Raw genomic sequence first — 22,703 nt, 5'->3', positions numbered from 1 at the left:
GGCAGTTGACGATTCGCGGCCAGAGGCTGGGCAAAACAGGTAAGTAGGGTAGTGAGTGTGATTCAGAGAAACAGTTCCCCGCAGTCCGGCGGGCCCGAGCAAGTGGAATCGGGAGCGCCGACAACCGGTAGACCGAAGGGGCTGACAGCGTCTCTGATTGCGGTCGGTGTCTTGCTTCTGGCGGCCGTGGTTGCGCTCGGTGTGTTCGGCGTCCCGTACGTTCGGGCGCTCACCACCGACCGCACCACCGCCGAGATGCGTGACGACGCGCTTATCGGTGCGCAGCAAGTCGCGATCAACCTCAACAACGCGGATTCGGCCAATCTCGACCAGTCGATCGAGAACATGCGTTCTTCGGTGACCGGTGACGAGATGACGACGTATCTGCAGACCGTTCAGGATTCCATCACCGACGAGTTGCGTAACTCGGGCTCGAAGGCTGACACCGAAGTCGTTCAGTCCGCGCTGACCGAGCTCAATACCGATGACCGGACCGCCACGGCACTGGTCGTCGTTCGAGTCACCACGACCCAGGGCAACCAGTTCGTCAAGAATCAGCTCGGCATGCGGCTGGGCATGGTCGAGGTCGACGGGGTCTGGAAGGCTCAGTCGGCTGATCCGATCGGCTCTCGGCTCGATCTCGGCTCCGGCACCCTGCCGGCCACCGACGGCTCCACGCCTGCTCCTGACGCAACGCCCGCACCCGGTTCGGGGACCGAGGCACCTGCCTCCGGTGCTCCCGCACCGACAACCGAGGGTGGTGATTCCGGTGGCCAGTAGTTCGTCGAACCTGCACACCGACATCCCTCGAAGGAGAAGCGCGTAATGCCACCCAAACGTCGTACCGGCGGACCGTCCTCCCCGCAGAACCGTCGGCCGAAGATCGCGGGAAGCGCTCGCTCGCTCAACGTCCCCGCGGGGACGTCCGATTCGGATCCGGTCGAGCCCACGATCGAACAGCCGGAAGAAGAAACACAGGAGGCTGTGAAGCCGGAGGTTGCGAAGCCGACGCTCACGAAGGCCGAGTCCGGAGAAATCGAGCCGCCGAAGACGGAAACCGACGCTCCGGAATCCACACCAGGCCCCGATCTGACCAAACCGGCGAAAACCGTCGCAGACGAGCCCAAGGCCCCTGCTACCCCGGAGACGGGCGCGGGGGAGTCGGCGACAACACCTACACAATCCAAGGCCGGTTGGCGCCTGGTCGCGATCCTGGGGGCCGCAGCGGTCATCGTCGCGATCCTCGCCGGCATCGCCTTCTTCAAAGTCGGCGCGAAGACGGACGACATCGCCTGGGTGGACGAAGGCGCCACGGCTGAAGTTCTTCGTGTGACGCCGTCGGCGTTGGCTGCAGTCTTCACGTTTTCTCCCGACACCTTCGACGCCGATTTCGACAAGGGTGTCCAGGGCCTGAACCAGTCGATGCGCGATCAGCTGACGCAGTACAAGGACACGCAGAAGGCCGGCGTCGAACAAACCCAGACGGCAACGACCGCTGATGTCCCGCTGATCGGGATCACACGGCTCGAGAAGGACCGGGCGCAGTTGCTCGCCCAACTGAACGTCAGCTCGACGCAGAACGGCGTGGCGGCAGACTCTCGCTCCGGAATGGTCATCGTGAGTCTGGAGAAGCAGGACGGAAACTGGCTGATCTCGGAGATTCGCGACCAGTAGCTCGGAGATTCGCGACCAGTAGCACCTGCGCACCAGCGCGAAGATCTGGATCGACGCACGATGTCGGTCCAGATTTTTCGTATGTGACGCCGTTGCTGGCTACACTCCCGGTGGCAGTGTTCGAATGCGCGTCACGAATGTTCGAATGCTGCGACACGCGCTCTCGCCCTTGACGGAGCGGTCCGCAAGGTCCACTCTGATCGGTGAACATGCACGGACGAGTGATCGGCAGTCTCACGTCAGTATCTGAATTCGACCCTCAGTTACACCCGACTCGACATTTCCAGAGTAAGGGTGTACTTTTGGACGTTGCGCTGGCTGCCTCCTGTCCACCCCTCGTCTCAACCGCTGCGAAGTCAAGTACTTCTTGCTTTCTGCGACGGGTTTCGTTCGGGTTGTAACCAGCGAAATTCGAAGCAGATACAGCGGCGGTCGCAACAGCACGGAGCGGCCCGCGTGAGGTGCTGGAAGGACGCATCTTGGCAGTCTCTAGCCAGACCAAGGCAGTTTCCGGAATCCCCGGAGCCCCGAAGAGGGTTTCGTTCGCGAAAGTTCGCGAACCCCTCGAAGTTCCCGGGCTTCTTGACGTACAGACAGATTCGTTCGAGTGGCTGATCGGCGCGCAGAGTTGGCGTGAACGAGCAGCGGCACTCGGCGACAATGCAGTGTCCGGTGGTCTCGAGGACATCCTCGCGGAGCTTTCTCCGATCGAGGATTTCAACGGCACTATGTCGCTGTCCTTCTCCGACCCTCGATTCGACGAGGTCAAGGCCTCGACGGACGAGTGCAAAGACAAGGACATGACCTACGCGGCGCCGTTGTTCGTCACCGCGGAGTTCATCAACAACAACACTGGTGAGATCAAGAGCCAGACGGTTTTCATGGGAGATTTCCCGATGATGACCGACAAGGGCACCTTCATCATCAACGGCACCGAGCGTGTGGTCGTCTCGCAGCTCGTGCGTTCCCCCGGTGTGTACTTCGACATGAGCGTCGACAAGAGCACCGAGAAGGATCTGCACAGCGTCAAGGTGATCCCGGGTCGCGGCGCATGGCTCGAGTTCGACGTCGACAAGCGCGACACCGTTGGTGTCCGTATCGACCGCAAGCGTCGTCAGCCTGTCACCGTCCTGCTCAAGGCACTCGGCTGGACCACCGAGCAGATCACGGAGCGCTTCGGCTTCTCCGAGATCCTCATGGCCACGCTGGAGAAGGACAACACCGCCGGCACCGATGAGGCGTTGCTCGACATCTACCGCAAGCTGCGTCCGGGCGAGCCCCCCACCAAGGAGAGCGCGCAGACCCTGCTGGAGAACCTGTTCTTCAAGGACAAGCGCTACGACCTCGCTCGCGTGGGTCGTTACAAGATCAACAAGAAGCTCGGCCTGAACGCGGGTCAGCCGATCGTTGCATCCACGCTCACCGAAGAAGACATCGTCGCCACCGTCGAGTACCTCGTGCGTCTGCACGCAGGTGACACCTCGATGACGGCTCCGGGCGGCGTCGAGGTTCCCGTCGAGGTCGACGACATCGACCACTTCGGCAACCGTCGTCTGCGTACGGTCGGCGAGCTCATCCAGAACCAGATCCGCGTGGGCCTGTCCCGCATGGAGCGTGTGGTTCGTGAGCGCATGACCACGCAGGACGTCGAGGCAATCACGCCTCAGACGCTGATCAACATCCGTCCCGTCGTCGCTGCGATCAGGGAGTTCTTCGGAACCTCCCAGCTGTCGCAGTTCATGGACCAGAACAACCCGCTGTCGGGGCTGACGCACAAGCGTCGTCTGTCCGCCCTCGGCCCGGGTGGTCTGTCCCGTGAGCGCGCCGGCCTCGAGGTTCGCGACGTTCACCCGTCGCACTACGGCCGCATGTGCCCGATCGAGACCCCGGAAGGCCCGAACATCGGCCTGATCGGTTCGCTGTCGGTCTACGCCCGCGTCAACCCGTTCGGTTTCATCGAGACCCCGTACCGTCGCGTCGTCGACGGACAGGTGACCGACGAGGTCGACTACCTGACCGCTGACGAAGAAGACCGCCACGTAGTCGCGCAGGCCAACTCGGCCATCGACCGCGAGGGTCGCTTCACCGACTCGAAGATTCTCGTCCGCCGTAAGGGTGGCGAGGTCGAGTTCGTCGCGTCCTCCGACATCGACTACATGGACGTTTCGCCGCGTCAGATGGTGTCCGTCGCAACCGCGATGATTCCGTTCCTCGAGCACGACGATGCAAACCGTGCCCTGATGGGCGCGAACATGCAGCGTCAGGCTGTCCCGCTGGTTCGCAGCGAGGCACCTCTCGTCGGTACCGGCATGGAGCTGCGTGCAGCTGTGGATGCCGGCGACGTCATCATCACCGAGAAGACCGGTGTCGTGGAGGAGATCTCCGCGGACTACGTCACGGTGATGGCTGACGACGGAAGCCGCAAGACGTACCGGATGCGCAAGTTCGCGCGTTCCAACCAGGGCACGTGCGCCAACCAGCGTCCGATCGTGGACGAGGGACAGCGTGTCGAGGCCGGCCAGGTTCTGGCCGACGGCCCTTGCACCGAGAACGGTGAGATGGCGCTGGGCAAGAACTTGCTCGTCGCGATCATGCCGTGGGAAGGCCACAACTACGAGGACGCGATCATTCTGTCGCAGCGTCTCGTGGAAGAGGACGTCCTGACCTCGATTCACATCGAGGAGCACGAGATCGATGCCCGCGACACCAAGCTCGGTGCCGAGGAAATCACTCGCGACATCCCGAACGTCTCCGACGAGGTCCTCGCCGACCTCGACGAGCGCGGCATCATCCGTATCGGTGCCGAGGTTCGTGACGGCGACGTGCTGGTCGGAAAGGTCACGCCGAAGGGCGAGACCGAGCTGACCCCCGAAGAGCGCCTCCTTCGCGCCATCTTCGGTGAGAAGGCTCGCGAGGTTCGTGACACGTCCCTCAAGGTTCCTCACGGTGAGACCGGCAAGGTCATCGGAATCCGCGTGTTCTCGCGTGACGAAGACGACGATCTGCCTCCCGGTGTCAACGAGCTGGTCCGCGTCTACGTGGCACAGAAGCGCAAGATCCAGGACGGCGACAAGCTCGCCGGCCGCCACGGTAACAAGGGCGTCATCGGCAAGATCCTGCCGCAGGAAGACATGCCGTTCCTCTCGGACGGCACGCCTGTCGACATCATCTTGAACACGCACGGCGTCCCGCGTCGTATGAACATCGGTCAGGTCTTGGAGACCCACCTCGGGTGGATCGGCAAGACCGGCTGGAACGTTCAGATCGCGTCCGACGGCTCTCGTCCCGACTGGGCTGCGACCCTGCCGGAAGAGATGCTGTCCGCTCCGGCCGACTCGAACATCGCCACCCCGGTGTTCGACGGTGCGAAGGAAGACGAGCTCACCGGTCTCCTCGGCGCGACGCTGCCGAACCGTGACGGCGAGCAGATGGTCGGACCCGACGGAAAGGCCACCTTGTTCGACGGCCGCTCCGGCGAGCCGTTCCCGTACCCGGTCTCGGTCGGTTACATGTACATCATCAAGCTGCACCACTTGGTCGACGACAAGATCCACGCTCGTTCGACCGGTCCGTACTCGATGATCACGCAGCAGCCTCTCGGTGGTAAGGCCCAGTTCGGTGGCCAGCGCTTCGGTGAGATGGAGTGCTGGGCGATGCAGGCCTACGGCGCGGCTTACACGCTGCAGGAACTGCTGACCATCAAGTCTGACGACGTGGTCGGTCGAGTCAAGGTGTACGAAGCCATCGTCAAGGGCGAGAACATCCCCGAACCCGGCATCCCCGAGTCGTTCAAGGTGCTCCTCAAGGAGCTCCAGTCGCTCTGCCTCAACGTGGAGGTGCTGTCCTCGGACGGCGCGGCCATCACGATGGCGGACGGCGACGACGAGGACTTGGAGCGGGCCGCAGCGAACCTGGGCATCAACCTGTCCAGGAACGAAGCTGCGACGGTCGACGACCTCGCGAACTAGGTTTCGGTCCCCGGGTTGCTCTTGAAAGAGCGGCCCGGGGGCGTAGTTCACATTTGAATTGGCAGTCAGGTTGCCGGGTGACCGGCAACCGTAACCCCAACGGGGAAAGGAAGTTACGTGCTCGACGTCAACTTCTTCGATGAACTCCGCATTGGCTTGGCCAGTGCAGAGGACATCCGCAATTGGTCCTACGGCGAGGTCAAGAAGCCGGAGACCATCAACTACCGCACGCTCAAGCCCGAGAAGGACGGCCTCTTCTGCGAGAAGATCTTCGGCCCCACTCGGGACTGGGAGTGCTACTGCGGTAAGTACAAGCGTGTCCGCTTCAAGGGCATCATCTGTGAGCGCTGTGGCGTCGAGGTCACTCGCGCCAAGGTTCGTCGTGAGCGCATGGGTCACATCGAACTGGCCGCACCGGTCACGCACATCTGGTACTTCAAGGGTGTTCCGAGCCGTCTCGGTTACCTGCTCGACCTGGCTCCGAAGGATCTCGAAAAGATCATCTACTTCGCTGCCTACGTCATCGTCGGTGTCGACGAGGAGCTCCGTCACAACGAGCTGTCCACCCTCGAAGCCGAGATGCAGGTCGAGAAGAAGACCGTCGCAGATCAGCGCGACGCCGATCTCGAGGCACGTGCGCAGAAGCTCGAAGCCGACATCGCCGAGCTCGAGGCAGAGGGCGCGAAGTCCGATGTCCGCCGCAAGGTCAAGGACGGCGGCGAGCGCGAAATGCGTCAGCTCCGTGACCGCGCGCAGCGTGAGCTGGATCGTCTCGACGAGATCTGGACCACCTTCACCAAGCTGAGCGTCAAGCAGCTCATCATCGACGAGCTCCTGTACCGCGAGCTGGTCGACCGTTACGGCGAGTACTTCACGGGTGCGATGGGCGCAGAGTCCATCCAGATCCTGATGCAGAACTTCGACCTCGACGCCGAGGCAGAGTCTCTCCGCGAGACCATCCGCAGCGGCAAGGGCCAGAAGAAGCTGCGTGCACTCAAGCGCCTCAAGGTGGTTGCGGCATTCCAGACCAACGGCAACTCGCCGATGGGCATGGTCCTCAACGCTGTTCCGGTGATCCCGCCGGAGCTTCGCCCGATGGTTCAGCTCGACGGTGGACGTTTCGCGACGTCCGACCTCAACGACCTGTACCGCCGCGTCATCAACCGCAACAACCGCCTCAAGCGACTGATCGACCTCGGTGCTCCCGAGATCATCGTCAACAACGAGAAGCGGATGCTGCAGGAGTCGGTCGACGCCCTGTTCGACAACGGTCGTCGTGGACGTCCGGTCACCGGACCGGGTAACCGCCCGCTGAAGTCCCTGAGCGATCTGCTCAAGGGCAAGCAGGGTCGCTTCCGTCAGAACCTGCTCGGTAAGCGCGTCGACTACTCGGGTCGTTCCGTCATCGTCGTCGGTCCTCAGCTCAAGCTGCACCAGTGTGGTCTGCCCAAGCTGATGGCTCTCGAGCTGTTCAAGCCGTTCGTGATGAAGCGTCTGGTCGATCTGAACCACGCGCAGAACATCAAGTCGGCAAAGCGCATGGTCGAGCGCAAGCGCGTCCAGGTGTGGGACGTCCTCGAAGAGGTCATCGCCGAGCACCCCGTGCTGCTCAACCGTGCACCTACGCTGCACCGTCTGGGTATCCAGGCATTCGAGCCGCAGCTCGTCGAGGGCAAGGCCATTCAGCTCCACCCGCTGGTGTGTGAGGCCTTCAACGCCGACTTCGACGGTGACCAGATGGCTGTTCACCTCCCGCTGTCGGCAGAGGCTCAGGCCGAGGCACGCATCTTGATGCTGTCCTCGAACAACATCCTCTCGCCTGCTTCGGGTCGCCCGCTCGCCATGCCGCGTCTGGACATGGTCACGGGTCTGTTCCACCTGACCCGTCTCGACGAGGGTGTCACCGGTGAGCTCGTTGCTCCGACCAACGACGAGGCAGAGCAGGGCGTGTACTCCTCGCCCGCCGAGGCTCAGATGGCAGTCGACCGCGGCGCGCTCTCGGTTCAGGCTCAGATCAAGGTGCGTCTGACGCAGCAGCGTCCGCCGCGCGACCTCGAGAACGAACTGTTCCCCGAGGGCTGGAACTACGGTGACGGCTGGACCGCCACCACGACACTCGGCCGTGTGCTCTTCAACGAGCTGCTTCCGGCGGACTACCCGTTCGTCAACGAGCAGATGCCGAAGAAGCGCCAGGCGACGATCATCAACGATCTCGCCGAGCGGTACCCGATGATCGTGGTTGCTCAGACCGTCGACAAGCTCAAGGACGTCGGGTTCTACTGGGCCACCCGTTCGGGTGTCACGGTCTCGATCTCCGACGTGCTCGTGCCGCCGGAGAAGCCTGCCATCATCGAGGACTTCGAGGCTCAGGCCGACAAGATCGAGAAGCAGTACCAGCGTGGTGCTCTGGACAAGAAGGAGCGCAACAGCGCTCTGGTCACCATTTGGCAGGAAGCGACCGACAAGGTCGGCAAGGCCATGGAGGCTCACTTCCCCGACAGCAACCCGATCCCGATGATCGTGAAGTCCGGCGCAGCCGGCAACATGACTCAGGTTCGCTCGCTCGCCGGTATGAAGGGCCTGGTGACAAACCCGAAGGGTGAGTTCATCCCGCGTCCGATCAAGTCTTCCTTCAAGGAAGGCCTGACCGTTCTCGAGTACTTCATCAACACGCACGGTGCTCGTAAGGGTCTGGCCGATACCGCACTCCGCACCGCCGACTCGGGTTACCTGACCCGTCGTCTGGTGGACGTTTCGCAGGACGTCATCGTCCGCGAGGTCGACTGTGGAACAGAGCGCGGCATCGTCACCACGATCGCCGAGAAGCAGGCCGACGGCACGATGATCCGCGATGCTCACGTGGAGACCAGCACGTACGCCCGTACCTTGGCGGCCGATGCAGTCGACGCGAACGGCACCGTCATCGTCGAGCGTGGCCACGATCTCGGTGACCCCGCGATCGATGCTCTGCTCGAAGCCGGCATCACGACGGTCAAGGTCCGCTCGGTCCTGACCTGCACCACCGGCACCGGCGTTTGCGCCACTTGCTACGGCCGCTCGATGGCCACCGGCAAGCTGGTCGACATCGGTGAGGCTGTCGGTATCGTCGCCGCACAGTCGATCGGTGAGCCCGGTACCCAGCTGACCATGCGTACCTTCCACCAGGGTGGTGTCGCAGGAGATGACATCACCGGCGGTCTGCCGCGTGTCCAGGAGCTGTTCGAGGCACGTGTGCCCAAGGGCAAGGCTCCTATCGCGGACGTCACCGGTCGGGTACAGCTCGAAGACGGCGATCGTTTCTACAAGATCACCATCGTTCCGGACGACGGCGGCGAAGAGGTTGTCTACGACAAGCTCAGCAAGCGTCAGCGTCTGCGTGTCTTCAAGCATGCCGACGGTCGCGAAAGCCTCTTGGCTGACGGTGACCACGTCGAGGTCGGACAGCAGCTCATGGAAGGTGCTGCCGATCCCCACGAGGTCCTGCGAGTCATGGGTCCGCGTCAGGTTCAGATCCACTTGGTCAACGAGGTCCAGGAGGTGTACCGGAGCCAGGGTGTGTCGATCCACGACAAGCACATCGAGGTCATCGTGCGCCAGATGCTTCGTCGCGTGACGATCATCGATTCCGGTGCCACCGAGTTCCTGCCCGGTTCGCTCACCGAGCGCGCCGAGTTCGAGTCGGCAAACCGCCGCGTTGTCGCCGAGGGTGGCGAGCCCGCAGCCGGCCGTCCGGTGCTCATGGGTATCACGAAGGCGTCGCTCGCGACGGATTCGTGGCTGTCCGCGGCATCGTTCCAGGAGACCACTCGTGTCTTGACCGACGCGGCTATCAACTGCCGCTCGGACAAGCTGATCGGTCTGAAGGAAAATGTCATCATCGGCAAGCTGATCCCTGCCGGTACCGGTATCAACCGTTACCGCAACATCCAGGTTCAGCCCACCGAAGAGGCACGCGCCGCTGCTTACGCCGTGCCGTCGTACGACGACCAGTACTACAGCCCGGACGGCTTCGGCCAGAACACCGGTGCTGCAGTTCCGCTGGACGACTACGGCTTCAGCAACGACTACCGCTAAGCGTTAGTTCGTAGAAATCCCCCCACTTCGAAAGAGGTGGGGGGATTTTTCATGTCAGGAGTGGGACGTTTTCAGGAGTTGCTGCCGCTGAGGTCCGGGATGACGATCTCCTGGACGGCCCACTTGTTCCCGTCGGGGTCGGCGAAGTAGATGAACCGCCCCCAGGCCTGGTCGTCGATCGGGCTGATGTCGATGCCGCGGCTCTTGAACTCGCGCTCGGCCTCTTCGATGTCTTTGACCACTACCTGCATGCCGACGACCGAGCCGGGCTCGGCGTCGGTGATTCCCTTGCCGATGCAGATCGAGCAGGCCGAACCGGGAGGGGTCAGCTGGACGAATCGCAGGTCTTCGCTGACCGTGTGATCGTGGTCGGCATTGAATCCGAGGCGGACGTAGAAGTCCTTGGCGCGGTCGATGTCGGTGACGGGAATGGCGACCAGTTCGAGCTTGATGTCCATGACGTGCCCTTCATGTGATGGTGAATTCCGGCGACAGGTCCAGTGTTGCGGGTATTGCGGTCAGAAACGGTCCTCGTTCGGCGTCCGGATGAAACTTTCCGAATTCCTTGTTGCTCCGAGGGTGCTTCTCTCACTGCTCGACCGATCCCGAACCAGGAGCGGATACCCCGACTCCGCAGCTCTGACGCACTCCGTCGAACGCGCTGCGCACGCCGACGCTCTCGGCTACCACCGGTTCTGGGTGGCCGAGCATCACGCGGTGCCCGGGATCGCGAGCGGGTCGCCGGCAGTGCTGCTTGCCGCGATCGGCGCGCACACGCGCGATATCAGACTCGGGAGCGGTGGGGTCATGCTGCCGAATCACCAACCGCTGATCGTCGCCGAGCAGTTCCTGATGTTGGAGGCTCTCTACCCGGGGCGAATCGATCTCGGCCTGGGTCGATCGCTGGGATTCACGGAGCCTGTACGTCAGGCACTACGACGCAGCAAGGACGCCCCGGACACGTTTGTGTCGGATCTGGAAGAGGTGAGGCGCTACCTGGAGGGTTCTGCGGCAGTGACGGCACGGCCGGCGTCGCAGACTGGAGTCCCGATCTTCGTGCTCGCCACGCGCACAGGCTTGAAAGTGGCAGCGCAGCTGGGGTTTCCGGTGGTCGTGGGTGGGCCGATACTCGGAATCGGTAGCACCGACCGGGTGGATGCGTTGGACGAGTACCGCCGAGCCTTCCGGCCCACCGACGCTCATCCCGAACCCTATGTGGTGGTTTCACTCGAAGTGGCGGTTGCCGATACCACCGACGCGGCGCGTGAGTTGCTGATCCCGGAGGCGTACGCGCTCGCTGAATCGTCACGGACAGGGGAGTTTCCGCCGCTCGTGTCGCCGGACGAGATCAGGCGCGCCCCGCGCAGTGATCGAAACGCCAGGCGCATCGAGTCGTTCACGGCTTCGGCGCTGCACGGGACGCCCGTCGAGGTGAAGCAGCAGCTTCACGATCTGGCCGAGCGAACCGGTGCCGACGAATTGCTGGCGTCCACGTCGACGTACGACCGTGACGCGCTTGCACTTTCGGACCGCCTACTGCGTGAGGTGGTTTAGCAGTGTGGTTGATCTAACGAGGCACGTGAAACTCGAGCAGAGTGGCGACGGAGTCGTCGAGTTCGGTCCACGGCACCGGTACGGAGAGGACGGCGATCGCCGAAGTCGGGAACTTGTCGCGGATACGTTGCGCCGCTTCGGAGTTTTCGTTCGATGCGAGATCGAGTGCAGTCCAGGGAATTCCGGGTTCGTGTCCGACGATCAGGAGCGTCTTGACGTGGTCGGACGTGGTTCGCGCAGCTGCAATGACGTCTGCGGGTGAGCCGCCGTAGATGGACTTCTCGAACCCGGCGGGAGCTTCGATTCCCGTCGAGGCAAGGGTTTCGACGGTCCGCCGGGAGGTGGAGCACAGAACGGCGTCGACGGGCGGGACGTTTTCGCGGATCCATTCGCCGCCGATGCGGGCTTCGCGCAGGCCCCGTTCGGCGAGCGGACGCTCGTGATCACGGATGCCCTCGGGGTAGCTGGACTTGCCGTGTCGCATGAGGACGAGGGTGCGGTGGTCGGCCATGCGTTCACGGTATCCGCTTTGTGCCCGTCAGTCCGGTTACTCTGGATGGTCAGGACCTTGAAGGAGGTTTTCGATGGCCGGTAAGAAGCTCGATCGAACTAATGCCCGAACTGCACTCGAGGTGGTGCGCGAAAGCCCCACCATCGCTTTCATCACCGTTGCCCCGGCAGTGGTCGTGTTCGGCGTGGTGTGGTGGCTCTTCGGTTTCTGGGCCGCGATTCTTCTTGCGTTGGTGTTCGGTGTCGCGGCTGTCGCGACCCAGAAACTGCGTTAGAGGGCGTTCACCTGCGCAACTGCGCGGAGCGCTTCGCCGACCAGGAACCAGACCGTGACGGTCTTGTCGTCGACGCGGCTGCGCAGGACGACGTCGTCGCTGGAGACGATGGGGGAGAGGTACTCGATCAGTGCTCGATGCGGAACTGTCCGTAGCTCGGTGCGAGCGCTGAGGACCTCTTCGACTGCCTGCCAGTAGACGGCGTTGTTGACGTGGTCGAACGGGTCGATATCCGTGGCGCGCAGAGCGAACGGCGTGTCCAGAACACCGGCGTCGTCCGCCTCCGGTGCGTTCTCGGCGAGTACCCGCTTCCACTTCAGGCGATGCTCGTCGGTGGATTCCTCCAGTGGCCGCATGAAGTCGTCACTCATCCGCGTGGGCATGCCCGACTCGGCGCTGATGTTGATCCAGAAGCCTTCGGTTTCCATCAGCGCGCCGTTGCTGCCGTCGAAGCGCACACGCATGTTCGCCCATCTCGTGGAGAAGCCGGAGCACCAGCGAGTCATCGTCAACTCTTCCGGCCAGATCGCCGGGCGTACGACGTCGACGACCGTACGACGCACTATCCAGAGCGGATGGGTGTCGATGGCTCCCGCGGCCTCGATGTTGTCGTTGCCGATGTCCTGCAGGTAGCGGGCGACGGCGTCGAGCCTGACCTGCTTGGCGACGTCGATGTCGCCGGTGCGGACCGGGCGGGACTTGACGAAGATCGGTCCTCGGTCCGGCTGTTGCGCGAGCGTGAGATCTGGGTTCACGTGAGATTCCTGTTCGCTGGAGTGAGCCGATTCTGTCAGGCTTTTCAGCGAGTGGCGATTATCTGCTTTCCGCAGCCGGAGCCGTCGACCATTCGTGCCACGGCGACGGCGGTGTCGGCAAGGGGATGAACGGAGTCGATCACCGGGGTGATGTCACCTGCGTCGATCATCTGCGTCAGGACCTCCAGATCGTCGGCGTTCTCCGAAGCGATGAAGGTGCCCATTTTCTGAGATATGAACGGAGACAAGCACTGTGCGCGTATTTGGCGATCGGTTCCGCCGAGCCACCGTCCGCCGTTCTCGCCGCCGACGATCACCAGCGTTCCGGTGCGTGTGAGCGCCCGTCGAAGATCTCGCAGTCGGCGGTTGCCGCCGGTGTCGATGATGACGTCGTACCGATGCGATCCGTCGGTGGCGTCGTCGACGCGGTAGTCGAGAACCTCGTCGGCACCGATGGAGCGGACGGTATCGGTTTTCGAGGTGCTGCACACGCCGGTGACGTGAGCGCCCATGGCTTTTGCCACCTGCACCGCGTAGATCCCGACGCCACCGGATGCGCCGAGTACGAGGACGGATTGGCCCGCCTGCACGCGGCCGTGGTCGCGCACGGCTTGCAACGCTGTGAGGGCGGAGACCGGCACCGCTGCTGCTTGTGCGAACGACAACCGGGCAGGTTTTGCGGCAATCTTCGTCTCGAGTGCGCGTGCGTACTCCGCGAACGAACCGACCGCGATCCCGTATACCTCCTGGCCGACTGCCACGCGGGTCACCGAACTGCCGACGGCCTCGACTCGGCCGGATACGTCCAGTCCGCGTACCCGGTTCCTAGGTCTGCGCAGCCCGAAACCCGCGAGGCGCAACGGATATGGCAGTCCGGCCATGAGATGCCATGCCCCGCGGTCGACGGACGCGGCCTCGACGCGTATCAGCACTTCGTTGTCGGCGACAGTGGGGCGCGGAATGTGGTCGAGGTAGAGAACGTCGGCCTCGCCGTAGCGATCCTGTACGACGGCGGTCATCAGTTCCTTCGGCATGCGAGTCTCCGTTCGTCGAATACTTACAGCGTAAGTATTGCACTTACGGTGTAAGTTCTGTCAACGTGGAGAAGCGCGCAAGATTGACCCGAGACGACGTCGTACACGCTGCTGTCGCGCTTGCCGATTCCGTCGGAATCGATTCGATGACCATGCGGAAGCTGGGCACCGAACTGGGCGTCGAAGCGATGTCTCTGTACAACCATGTTTCGGACAAAGGGGATCTGCTCGACGGAATGGTCGATGCGGTCTTCGCGGAGATCGATCTGCCGACGCCGGGACGCCCGTGGCGCACGGAACTTCACGTGCGAGCGGTATCGACAAGGGAAGTGTTGGGGAGGCACCCGTGGGCAACTCCGTTGATGGAGTCCCGAACGACGCCTGGTCCCGCGACCCTGCGCCACCACGATGCCGTCATCGGAACGCTACGCGCCGCCGACTTTCCCGTCGCCCTTGCTGCGCATGCCTTTTCGATCATGGATGCGTACATCTACGGCTTCGTGCTGCAAGAAGTGAGCTTGCCGTTCGAAACAGCGCAGGAAACGACGGAACTGGCGAAGGCGATCATGGGCTCGTTCGAGAGCGGTCAGTATCCGCACCTGGCCGAGTTGACCACCAAGCACGTCCTTGCTCCGGGATACAGCTACGCCGCCGAATTCGCTTTCGGTCTCGATCTGATTCTCGACGGACTCGAACGTCTGCACATCGGGAGCGAACGATGATCTGACGTGAGTACCGGGTTAAAGTCGAGAAAACCGGGTTACCGGTCCAGACTTCAGATGTCCCGAAGAGGAGCTTTCTGTGCGCGCCATGGTGGTTACGGAACTGTCCGGTCCCGAAGGAATTGTCGCGCAGGAGGTTCCCGAGCCCCCAGCCGAAGGTCTTGTTCTCATCGATGTGAAGGCAAGTGGCGTCTGCTTTCCGGACCTGCTCATCACCTACGGCAAGTATCAGATCCGCCCGGAACCGTCGTTCATTCCCGGCGCGGAGATCTCGGGCGTCGTGGTCTCCGCGCCGGAAGGGTCGGGTTTCGCTCCGGGCGATCGTGTTCTCGCGGCCGCGTATCTGGGTGGGTATGCAGAGCGGATTGCCGTCAACCCGGCGCAGGTACTCCGAATTCCGGACGGACTCGCCTTCGACGAGGCGGCCTCGCTGATCATCAACTATCAGACGATGGAGTTCGCGCTCGCTCGTCGCGCGAAGATCGTCGCGGGGGAGACTGTTGTCGTGCTCGGCGCTGCAGGCGGAGTCGGAACGGCAACCATCCAGCTGGCCAAGGCGCACGGTGCCCGGGTGATCGCCGTGGTACGACGCGAGGGCGTCGATGACTTCTTGCGTGAGCTCGGTGCCGACGAGGTGGTCGCGCTGGCTCCGGGATGGGGAGAGCGGATTCGGGAACTGACCGACGGCGTCGGCGCTCAGATCGTGGTGGATCCGGTGGGCGGCGATGCGTTCGACGACGCGGTCCGGGTTCTGGCACCCGAAGGACGACTCGTGGTGATCGGATTCGCCGGCGGCGGTATTCCCGAGGTAAAGGTGAACCGGGTGCTGTTTCGCAATATCAGCATTGTCGGCGCGGCATGGGGTGAGTTCACGCGTACCAATCCCGAGGCGGTAGCCGAGGTACACGCATCGCTGGTAGAACACGTCCGAAACGGCTTGCGTCCGCTGGTCAAGGCACGGTATCCGCTTGCCGACGCAGCAGTTGCCCTGGCTGATCTCGAAAGCGGCAAAGTTCTCGGAAAGGCCATCTTGCTGCAGGAATGATTCTTCGCAACGTGATGGTGGTCACCAAATAATAAGTTGCAACATGTTTTCATTTGGGCAATAGTTGCAACCGCACTACCATTTGCCAGGTGATCGCTTCCGATTCTGATGACCTGTATGGAGCACTCGACGAGTTGTTCACTCGCCTGATGAGCGCCGGTGATTCGGAGTCGATCGATGCGTTGATCGAACTGGATCTCTCGTTCTCTCAGGTGCGTGTGCTGTTCGTACTTGCACAACGTGATGCGGCGATCCCGATCAACGAGGTTGCCGACGAGCTTCGGCTCTCGGTGGCAGCTACGGGGCGGAACATCGATCAGCTCGTGAACATGGGTCTGGTCGATCGCCGTGAAGACGAGCGGGACCGACGCGTCAAGCGGGTTTCCTTGTCGGAGGCCGGTCGTAAGGTGACGACCAACCACATCGAGTGCAAGCGCGGCCAGCTTCGCGAATTCGCGTCGCGTGTTCCTGAGCCAGAGCGGATTCGTTTGTTCGAGGCTCTCAAGCCCATTCTCGCGGGTGACTATCTGCGAGCACTTAACCAGGAGACTTCGCGATGACATCGCCGAACGCGCCGGCACCGGCGTCCGACAAACTTGACGGGGCGGTCCTCAAGATCGCTTCCGTGGTGGTGCTCGGCGCCATCATGTCGATTCTCGACGTAACCGTGGTGAGCGTCGCGCTCACCACCTTTGCCGAGGACTTCGAAACTTCGTACGCCACCGTCGCGTGGACGATGACGGCCTACACCCTCGCTTTGGCGACGGTCATTCCGGTTACCGGTTGGGCTGCCGACCGTTTCGGCACCAAGCGCCTCTACATGACGGCCCTGGTGCTCTTCGTGCTCGGTTCGGTCGCCTGTGCGATGGCGTGGGACATCACCTCGCTCATCGGCTTCCGCGTGCTCCAGGGTCTCGGCGGCGGCATGTTGATGCCGCTCGGTATGACGATCATGACCCGGGCCGCCGGTCCGGACCGTGTCGGTCGTGTCATGGCAGTTCTCGGTATCCCGATGCTGCTCGGTCCTATCGGCGGCCCGATTCTCGGTGGTTGGCTGATCGAGGCCGCGAGCTGGCACTGGATCTTCCTGATCAACTTGCCGATCGGCATCATCGCTCTGGCTGCTGCGTTCATCATTCTGCCGTCCGACAAGGCGAAGCCTTCGGAGTCCTTCGACTTCCTCGGCATGATCCTGCTGTCGCCCGGCCTGGCGCTGTTCCTGTTCGGTGTGTCGTCCATCCCTGAGGTGGGAACCGTCGCGTCGGCTCGGGTTCTGGTGTCGGCCGGTATCGGTCTGGCGCTGATCATCGCCTTCGTGTTCCACGCGCTCAACAAGGATCACCCGCTGATCGACCTGCACCTGTTCAAGAACCGTCAGTTGACCACCGCCGTCATCACGACGTCGCTGTTCATCGTCGCGTTCATGGGCGCCGGGTTGCTGTTCCCGAGCTACTTCATCCAGGTCGGCGGGCACACCACGCTCGCGGCCGGATTGTTGATGGCTCCACAGGGTCTGGGCGCTATGGTCACCATGCCCATCGCTGGTCGACTGGTCGACAAGATCGGCCCGGGCAAGATCGTCCTGACCGGTTTGCCGCTGATTCTGATCGGCTTGGGTGTGTTCACACAGGTTGCCTCGGATTCCCCGACGTGGCTGCTGATGGGTGCCTTGTTCGTCATGGGCCTCGGTATGGGTTGCACCATGATGCCGCTGATGACCGCAGCTATCGTGACGCTCTCCAACGAGCAGATCGCTCGCGGCTCCACCCTGATGAACATCGTTCAGCAGACCGCAGGTTCGATCGGTACGGCCGTGATGTCGGTGGTCTTGACCAACCAGCTTCTCGATCGTGGCCTCGATACGACGATGGTCGGTGCGGCGTCGCACATTCCGACCGAGCCGGGAAGTCCGCAGGAGTCTGCTGCGAATTCGATTCTCAGTGCGGCGTCGGACGCTTTCGGCAACACCTTCCTCGTTGCCACTGTGCTGATCGTTCTGACCCTCATCCCGGCGTTCTTCCTGCCGCGTAGCAAGACCACCAGGCCGGTGGCCGAGGGCGAGACGGCAACGCCGATCGTTATGCACTGACCGCTTTTCAGTAGATCGTTTGTCCAGGTGAGGGCGGCACACATCTTGTGTGCCGCCCTCATCTTTTTGCCGTGGAATACAGCGGGATGGTTGAATGTTTGATCAGTTACATGCAAACGCATGGATCTAGTTCGCGGAGGAGCAACCATGCAGTTCGGAATCTTCACGGTCGGCGACGTCACCACTGATCCAACGACCGGGGTCACGCCCACCGAGCACGATCGCATCAAGGCCATGACGACCATCGCCAAGCATGCAGAGGAAGTCGGTCTCGACGTCTTCGCGACCGGCGAGCATCACAACAAGCCGTTCGTTCCGTCGTCTCCGACGACGATGCTCGGATACATCGCTGCTCAGACCGAGAAGATCACGTTGTCCACGTCCACGACGCTGATCACCACCAACGACCCGGTGAAGATCGCCGAGGATTACGCGATGCTCCAGCACCTCGCCGAGGGGCGCGTCGACCTGATGATGGGACGCGGAAACACCGCGCCGGTGTACCCGTGGTTCGGCAAGGACATTCGCGCCGGAATCCCGTTGGCGCTCGAGAACTATCAACTTCTTCGCAGGCTGTGGGACGAGGAGGTCGTGAACTGGCAAGGGGAGTACCGCACACCACTCCAGGGATTCACGTCCACTCCGCGCCCGCTGGACGGCATCGCTCCGTTCGTGTGGCACGGGTCGATCCGCAGCCCCGAGATCGCGGAGATCGCGGCGTATCACGGTGACGGATTCTTCGCGAACAACATCTTCTGGCCGAAAGAGCACTACATCGAGCTGATCAATCTCTACCGCCGGCGTTACGAGCACTACGGCCACGGGTCCGCGGATCAGGCGATCGTCGGCCTCGGCGGTCAGGTCTTCATGCGCAAGAACAGTCAGGACGCGGTCAAGGAGTTCCGTCCGTATTTCGACAATGCTCCGGTGTACGGCCACGGGCCCTCACTCGAAGAGTTCACCGAGCAGACGCCGCTGACCGTCGGTTCCCCTGAACAGGTCATCGAGAAGACCTTGGCTTTTGCCGATTTCTTCGGTGACTACCAGCGCCAGCTGTTCCTGATGGATCACGCCGGACTGCCGCTGAAGACGGTGCTCGAGCAGCTCGATCTGCTCGGTGAGGAAGTTGTTCCGGTTCTGCGCCGTGAGTTCGCGGCCAGGCGGCCAGCACATGTGCCGGACAACCCGCCCACTCACGCGTCGATGAAGGCGGCTCGTGAGGCAAGCAGTGTCACTGCCTGACGAGCAACTGCCTGAGGTTCCGGTCAGCACCACCGAACTCGCCACCGACGCCTGGGAAGCCTTGTTTCGCGCCCAGGTGTCGGTGCTGCGGCGGCTCTCTGCCGACGACGTCTGGGATCAGGTGTCGATGCGCGAGTACGACGTGCTGTTCACGCTGAGTCTTGCGCCGAGTAGTTCCCTTCGCCTGCATGACCTGAATCGGGAGATATTGCTGAGCCAGCCTTCGCTCAGTCGCCTGGTGGAACGGTTGGAGGGCGAAGGTCTGGTAACGAGAAGTGTTGATCCACAGGATCGCCGCGGGACGATCGTGCAACTCACCGAAACGGGTGCAGCGCTGCAGAAATCAGTGGGTCGCCGTCATGCGACGAGCATTCGCCGCCACGTCGGACCGGCCCTGGACGCGGATGAACTTCGACTGTTGGCCGAATTGTGCACGCGTCTGCGTCTCGCGCAGTCATGACTGGAGGCAGGATGGACGATATGAGCAACCTCGAAGCGCAGCCCGTCGAGCAGGAATGCGAAGGCCATCCGGCGGAGAGCGAGATTCAGATCCTCACCCCGCGCGACGTACCGCTCGGTGGCCCGCGGGCCATGCGAGTGCGACGCACCCTCCCGCAACGCGAGCGTTCGCTGATCGGGGGATGGTGTTTTGCAGATCATTACGGTCCGGATGACGTCGGCTCAGGACCGGGCATGCATGTGCCGCCGCATCCGCATACCGGTTTGCAGACGGTGAGTTGGCTGTTCACCGGAGAGATCGAGCACCGTGACAGCATCGGTTCCCATGCGATGGTACGGCCGGGTGAACTGAATCTGATGACGGCCGGGAGTGGGATCGCGCACTCCGAGGTGTCGACGCCGAATACGAAGGTTCTGCACGGGATGCAGTTGTGGGTGGCGCTGCCGGATGCGGCGCGCGATACCGCACCCGCGTTCGTTCACTATCGACCGGAGCCGGTGACCACCGATGGTGTCACGCTCAGTGTGTTCCTCGGTTCGCTCGCCGGTGAAACGTCTCCGGTGTCTACCTTCACCGAATTACTCGGTGCCGAGGTGATTCTCGATCCTGGGGCCGAGATCGCCCTCGATGTCGATCGTTCACATGAGCACGGCGTGATCGTCGATCAAGGATCGGTTGTTCTGCGTGGTACCACTGTCGGCTGGGCCGAGTTGGGTTATCAAGCACCGGGTTTCGGAAAACTGACTTTGCGCAATCCGGGATCCGAACCGGCTCGACTGCTACTTCTCGGCGGGAAACCGTTGGGCGAGCAGGTCATCATGTGGTGGAACTTCATGGGCCGTACACACGAAGAGATCGTCGAGTATCGACGCAAGTGGCAGGCCGAGCTTGCCTCCGGATTCGACGGCAGCGTCCCGGACCGGCGTTTCGGCGTCGTGCCGGGATACGACGGTCCGGCGCTCCCGGCACCCGAGTTGCCGAACAGTACGTTGCGGCCCCGAGGCTAGTCGTTGCTCTTGCTGCTACCGGCCGCGAGCGTCGTTTCGATCAGGCTTGTTCGATGTCCTGGTGAGCCTTCGCGAGCATGATGTAGCCGGCGCCGTTGGCGGTGATACCGGCCTTTTCGCCTTCGGAGAGTTCACGTTTGACTTTGGCGGGCACGCCGGCGACCAGTGATCCAGGCGGGATTTGCATCCCCTGAGACACGACGGCACCGGCTGCAATCAGTGACCCCGAGCCGATGTGTGCGCCGTTGAGCACCACGGCACCCATGCCGACGAGAACGTCGTCTTCGACGGTGCACCCGTGCAGCACTGCGTTGTGGCCGACCGAGATTCGTTCGCCCAGCACTGCGGGGAACGTCGGGTCGGCGTGCACGGTGCAGTTGTCCTGAATGTTGGTGTCAGCGCCGATGGAGATCGATTCTGCGTCGCCGCGGATAACCGCGCCGTACCAGATGCTGGCTCCCGCAGCGATGGTCACCGCGCCGACAACGGTGGCGTTGGGTGCGATGAACGCACTTTCGTCGATCTGCGGGGTGTTACCGAGAACGGTGGCGATGATCGGGTTGGTCATGGTTCTCCTGTGCGTTGGAATGACGTGCTCTGACGGTACCTGGACTACTTCGCTGTGGGTTTTCGATTCATGACGACTGTGCCGACGCCCGCGGTCACCACCAGTGCGATGGCCACGAGTGTGAACGCGTCGAGCGTTTGCCCGATCACGAGGACTCCGGCCAGCGCGGCCGCTGCGGGTTCGAGGGCGATGAGGACGGCAAAGACTTTCTTGGCTAGAGAGCGCAGCGCCCACATTTCCAAGCTGTACGGGATGACGGACGAGAGGACGGCGACGGCTGCGCCTGCGGCGAGCATCGTCGGATCCAGCAGTTCACTTCCTCCCGAGACGACGCCGAAGGGCAGCGTCAATACGGCCGCGACGATGCTTGCGCCTGCCAACCCGTCGGCGCTCGGGAGCGTCGCGGCCAGGTGGGAACCGGCCACGATGTATCCGGCCCACGCAGTAGCGGCGATCAACGCGAACATCACCCCGATCGGGTCCAAACCGGATTCGCCGTGATCGCTTAACCCGAGCAGCAACACTCCGCCGAAGGCGAGCAGCACCCATGCTCCGTCGGCCCACCGACGAGACAGAATTGCGGCCAGGGTGAGCGGTCCGAGGAACTCGATGGTGACGGCCGTTCCGATGGGCACCGTGTCGAGGGCGAGGTAGAAGGCGCCGTTCATCACGGCGAGGGCGATGCCCAGCGCGAAGATGCCTTTGCGCTGCCGGTTCGACCATCTGCTCCATCGCGGGCGGACGATGACGCCGAGGATGATCGCGGCGATCGTCAGTCGCAGGGTCGTGGCGCCGGCCGGTCCGATCTGCGAGAACAATGTCGTCGCGAATGCCGCTCCGAACTGGAGCGACAGTATCGAGGTGAGGACTGCTCCGACCGGCAGTAGCTGACTGCCCGCCTTCATTCTCCGGTGAACTCGGGACTTCGACGCTCGAGCATCGCGGCGACGGCTTCGTGGTGATCTCGGGTGTGGTGGGCGATCGACTGCATGGCGGCCGAGAGTTCGAGCAAGCTCTCGAGGCTCTGGTGCTGGCCCTCGCGGAGGAGCTTTTTGGTCATGCGGAGTACCTGCGGGGGATTGGCGGCTACTCGAGCTGCCAAAGCGTGCGCTGCGGAAAGCAATTCCTCGGGTTCGGTCACCTGCGAGACCAGACCCCAGTCGAGTGCTCTCGCAGCATCGATCGGTTCACCGGTGAACGCCATCTCGGCCGCGCGGGCGTTGCCGATCGCGCGGGGGAGCAGCCACGCTCCGCCGTCGCCGGGGATGAGTCCTACCTTGACGAAACTCTCGGCGAAGACCGCGGCGGTCGAGGCGATACGGAGGTCGCACATGAGTGAGAGGTCGCAGCCCGCTCCGATGGCCGGGCCGTTGACCGCCGCGATGGTCGGCACCTCACACGTGTACAGCGCGAGCGGGATGCGTTGGATGCCGTGCCGGTAGCCCTGGCGGATCTCGCCGGGTGCGCCACCGAACATGCCCTCCTTGTCTCGCATGTGCTTGACGTTGCCGCCGGAGGAGAAGGCCGATCCGGCCCCCGTCAGAATGACCGTGCGCACACTCTGATCTCGGTTGACCGCGGTGACTGCGTCTTCGAGGGCCTCGATCATGTCGATCTCGGAGATCGCATTGCGGGTGTCCGGGCGATTGAGGGTCCACGTGACCACATCGCCGGTTCGCGAGATCAGTACGGCGTCGCTCATGGGTGCTCCTGGTTGTCGATGGCA

20 protein-coding genes are annotated in these 22,703 nt (G+C 62.8%); 13 read left to right on the top strand and 7 right to left on the bottom strand.

Features of this window, described 5'->3' with window-relative positions; translation table 11 throughout:
* Positions 1-51 precede the first annotated feature (51 nt).
* The 4 genes from RhoBH5_RS25825 to RhoBH5_RS25810 all read left to right on the top strand — a co-directional run bounded on the left by RhoBH5_RS25825 (position 52) and on the right by RhoBH5_RS25810 (position 9,716).
* The gene (locus RhoBH5_RS25825; RefSeq protein WP_007728440.1) at positions 52-780 is read left to right on the top strand and encodes a hypothetical protein; all 729 of its coding nucleotides are present in this window, start codon (positions 52-54) and stop codon (positions 778-780) included.
* 45 nt (positions 781-825) lie between these two features.
* Positions 826-1,674: a hypothetical protein gene (locus RhoBH5_RS25820; RefSeq protein ID WP_064113963.1), complete on the top strand. Its 849-nt coding sequence runs from the start codon at positions 826-828 to the stop codon at positions 1,672-1,674.
* A gap of 461 nt (positions 1,675-2,135) precedes the next feature.
* Entirely contained in the window at positions 2,136-5,642 is a 3,507-nt protein-coding gene (rpoB, locus tag RhoBH5_RS25815) for a DNA-directed RNA polymerase subunit beta (RefSeq protein WP_003942068.1), read from the top strand.
* Positions 5,643-5,759: 117 nt separating this feature from the next.
* On the top strand, positions 5,760-9,716 hold the full coding sequence (locus RhoBH5_RS25810; RefSeq protein WP_003941914.1) for a DNA-directed RNA polymerase subunit beta': 3,957 nt from the start codon (positions 5,760-5,762) through the stop codon (positions 9,714-9,716).
* 71 nt (positions 9,717-9,787) lie between these two features.
* Here the strand turns inward: RhoBH5_RS25810 and RhoBH5_RS25805 are convergent, their stop codons facing one another.
* Positions 9,788-10,174, bottom strand: a complete 387-nt coding sequence (locus RhoBH5_RS25805) for a glyoxalase superfamily protein (protein WP_003942070.1) — start codon at positions 10,172-10,174, stop codon at positions 9,788-9,790.
* 88 nt (positions 10,175-10,262) lie between these two features.
* On the opposite strand from RhoBH5_RS25805, the gene RhoBH5_RS25800 reads away from it, so the two are divergent.
* Positions 10,263-11,270, top strand: a complete 1,008-nt coding sequence (locus RhoBH5_RS25800) for an LLM class flavin-dependent oxidoreductase (protein ID WP_270008948.1) — start codon at positions 10,263-10,265, stop codon at positions 11,268-11,270.
* Between the two features lie 13 nt (positions 11,271-11,283).
* On the opposite strand, the gene RhoBH5_RS25795 is transcribed toward RhoBH5_RS25800, so the two are convergent.
* Positions 11,284-11,781, bottom strand: coding sequence for a SixA phosphatase family protein (locus RhoBH5_RS25795; protein WP_007728426.1), 498 nt, complete (start codon positions 11,779-11,781; stop codon positions 11,284-11,286).
* 73 nt (positions 11,782-11,854) lie between these two features.
* Between RhoBH5_RS25795 and RhoBH5_RS25790 the strand changes: the two genes are divergently transcribed.
* Positions 11,855-12,055 (top strand): hypothetical protein, encoded by a 201-nt coding sequence (locus tag RhoBH5_RS25790; RefSeq protein WP_003941897.1) that lies wholly within the window; start codon positions 11,855-11,857, stop codon positions 12,053-12,055.
* Here RhoBH5_RS25790 and RhoBH5_RS25785 read toward each other — a convergent pair.
* A complete protein-coding gene (locus RhoBH5_RS25785; protein WP_218679927.1) occupies positions 12,052-12,810 on the bottom strand; it encodes an acyl-[acyl-carrier-protein] thioesterase in 759 nt (252 codons plus the stop codon). The two genes, RhoBH5_RS25790 and RhoBH5_RS25785, sit on opposite strands and share 4 nt — an antisense overlap.
* Positions 12,811-12,854: 44 nt before the next feature.
* Positions 12,855-13,844, bottom strand: coding sequence for an NAD(P)-dependent alcohol dehydrogenase (locus RhoBH5_RS25780; protein ID WP_218679928.1), 990 nt, complete (start codon positions 13,842-13,844; stop codon positions 12,855-12,857).
* Positions 13,845-13,909: 65 nt separating this feature from the next.
* On the opposite strand from RhoBH5_RS25780, the gene RhoBH5_RS25775 reads away from it, so the two are divergent.
* The 7 genes from RhoBH5_RS25775 (at position 13,910) to RhoBH5_RS25745 (ending at position 20,409) form a co-directional block, all read left to right on the top strand.
* Entirely contained in the window at positions 13,910-14,566 is a 657-nt protein-coding gene (locus RhoBH5_RS25775; protein WP_039972951.1) for a TetR/AcrR family transcriptional regulator, read from the top strand.
* A gap of 79 nt (positions 14,567-14,645) precedes the next feature.
* Positions 14,646-15,611 (top strand): NADPH:quinone oxidoreductase family protein, encoded by a 966-nt coding sequence (locus RhoBH5_RS25770; RefSeq protein ID WP_270008947.1) that lies wholly within the window; start codon positions 14,646-14,648, stop codon positions 15,609-15,611.
* 89 nt (positions 15,612-15,700) lie between these two features.
* A complete protein-coding gene (locus RhoBH5_RS25765; protein WP_003941890.1) occupies positions 15,701-16,171 on the top strand; it encodes a MarR family winged helix-turn-helix transcriptional regulator in 471 nt (156 codons plus the stop codon).
* Positions 16,168-17,700 carry a DHA2 family efflux MFS transporter permease subunit gene (locus RhoBH5_RS25760; protein WP_003942006.1) on the top strand — a complete coding sequence of 511 codons (1,533 nt, stop codon included), beginning with the start codon at positions 16,168-16,170 and terminating at the stop codon, positions 17,698-17,700. The genes RhoBH5_RS25765 and RhoBH5_RS25760 overlap by 4 nt, the downstream gene beginning before the upstream one ends.
* A 147-nt stretch (positions 17,701-17,847) precedes the next feature.
* Positions 17,848-18,942, top strand: coding sequence for an LLM class flavin-dependent oxidoreductase (locus RhoBH5_RS25755; RefSeq protein WP_003941891.1), 1,095 nt, complete (start codon positions 17,848-17,850; stop codon positions 18,940-18,942).
* Positions 18,929-19,402: a MarR family winged helix-turn-helix transcriptional regulator gene (locus RhoBH5_RS25750; protein ID WP_442972473.1), complete on the top strand. Its 474-nt coding sequence runs from the start codon at positions 18,929-18,931 to the stop codon at positions 19,400-19,402. Before RhoBH5_RS25755 ends, RhoBH5_RS25750 begins: the two co-directional genes overlap by 14 nt.
* Before the next feature lie 20 nt (positions 19,403-19,422).
* Complete coding sequence (locus RhoBH5_RS25745; RefSeq protein ID WP_039972959.1) at positions 19,423-20,409, top strand: pirin family protein; 987 nt, start codon at positions 19,423-19,425, stop codon at positions 20,407-20,409.
* 40 nt (positions 20,410-20,449) lie between these two features.
* Here the strand turns inward: RhoBH5_RS25745 and RhoBH5_RS25740 are convergent, their stop codons facing one another.
* Genes RhoBH5_RS25740 through RhoBH5_RS25730 form a run of 3 tightly spaced genes read right to left on the bottom strand, consistent with a single transcriptional unit; the run spans position 20,450 to position 22,679 of the window.
* Complete coding sequence (locus tag RhoBH5_RS25740; RefSeq protein WP_003941993.1) at positions 20,450-20,977, bottom strand: gamma carbonic anhydrase family protein; 528 nt, start codon at positions 20,975-20,977, stop codon at positions 20,450-20,452.
* Positions 20,978-21,021: 44 nt separating this feature from the next.
* Positions 21,022-21,882: an EamA family transporter gene (locus RhoBH5_RS25735; RefSeq protein ID WP_058227497.1), complete on the bottom strand. Its 861-nt coding sequence runs from the start codon at positions 21,880-21,882 to the stop codon at positions 21,022-21,024.
* Positions 21,879-22,679 carry a crotonase/enoyl-CoA hydratase family protein gene (locus RhoBH5_RS25730; RefSeq protein WP_003942035.1) on the bottom strand — a complete coding sequence of 267 codons (801 nt, stop codon included), beginning with the start codon at positions 22,677-22,679 and terminating at the stop codon, positions 21,879-21,881. Before RhoBH5_RS25730 ends, RhoBH5_RS25735 begins: the two co-directional genes overlap by 4 nt.
* Positions 22,680-22,703: the final 24 nt, after the last annotated feature.

Source organism: Rhodococcus sp. BH5 (assembly GCF_027583855.1).
Classification (GTDB): Bacteria; Actinomycetota; Actinomycetes; order Mycobacteriales; family Mycobacteriaceae; genus Rhodococcus_F; species Rhodococcus_F qingshengii.
The sequence above is the reverse complement of the archived record's forward strand: the minus strand, read 5'-3'. Positions and strand labels throughout refer to the sequence as shown.

What these genes read in the sequence shown, in the direction of transcription:
- RhoBH5_RS25760 (WP_003942006.1), top strand. Translation starts at nt 16,168, where the DNA reads ATGACATCGCCGAACGCGCCGGCACCGGCGTCCGACAAACTTGACGGG.
- RhoBH5_RS25805 (WP_003942070.1), bottom strand. Translation starts at nt 10,174, where the DNA reads ATGGACATCAAGCTCGAACTGGTCGCCATTCCCGTCACCGACATCGAC.
- RhoBH5_RS25795 (WP_007728426.1), bottom strand. Translation starts at nt 11,781, where the DNA reads ATGGCCGACCACCGCACCCTCGTCCTCATGCGACACGGCAAGTCCAGC.
- RhoBH5_RS25800 (WP_270008948.1), top strand. Translation starts at nt 10,263, where the DNA reads ATGAAACTTTCCGAATTCCTTGTTGCTCCGAGGGTGCTTCTCTCACTG.
- RhoBH5_RS25745 (WP_039972959.1), top strand. Translation starts at nt 19,423, where the DNA reads ATGAGCAACCTCGAAGCGCAGCCCGTCGAGCAGGAATGCGAAGGCCAT.
- RhoBH5_RS25820 (WP_064113963.1), top strand. Translation starts at nt 826, where the DNA reads ATGCCACCCAAACGTCGTACCGGCGGACCGTCCTCCCCGCAGAACCGT.
- RhoBH5_RS25790 (WP_003941897.1), top strand. Translation starts at nt 11,855, where the DNA reads ATGGCCGGTAAGAAGCTCGATCGAACTAATGCCCGAACTGCACTCGAG.
- RhoBH5_RS25740 (WP_003941993.1), bottom strand. Translation starts at nt 20,977, where the DNA reads ATGACCAACCCGATCATCGCCACCGTTCTCGGTAACACCCCGCAGATC.
- RhoBH5_RS25735 (WP_058227497.1), bottom strand. Translation starts at nt 21,882, where the DNA reads ATGAAGGCGGGCAGTCAGCTACTGCCGGTCGGAGCAGTCCTCACCTCG.
- RhoBH5_RS25755 (WP_003941891.1), top strand. Translation starts at nt 17,848, where the DNA reads ATGCAGTTCGGAATCTTCACGGTCGGCGACGTCACCACTGATCCAACG.
- RhoBH5_RS25730 (WP_003942035.1), bottom strand. Translation starts at nt 22,679, where the DNA reads ATGAGCGACGCCGTACTGATCTCGCGAACCGGCGATGTGGTCACGTGG.
- RhoBH5_RS25780 (WP_218679928.1), bottom strand. Translation starts at nt 13,844, where the DNA reads ATGCCGAAGGAACTGATGACCGCCGTCGTACAGGATCGCTACGGCGAG.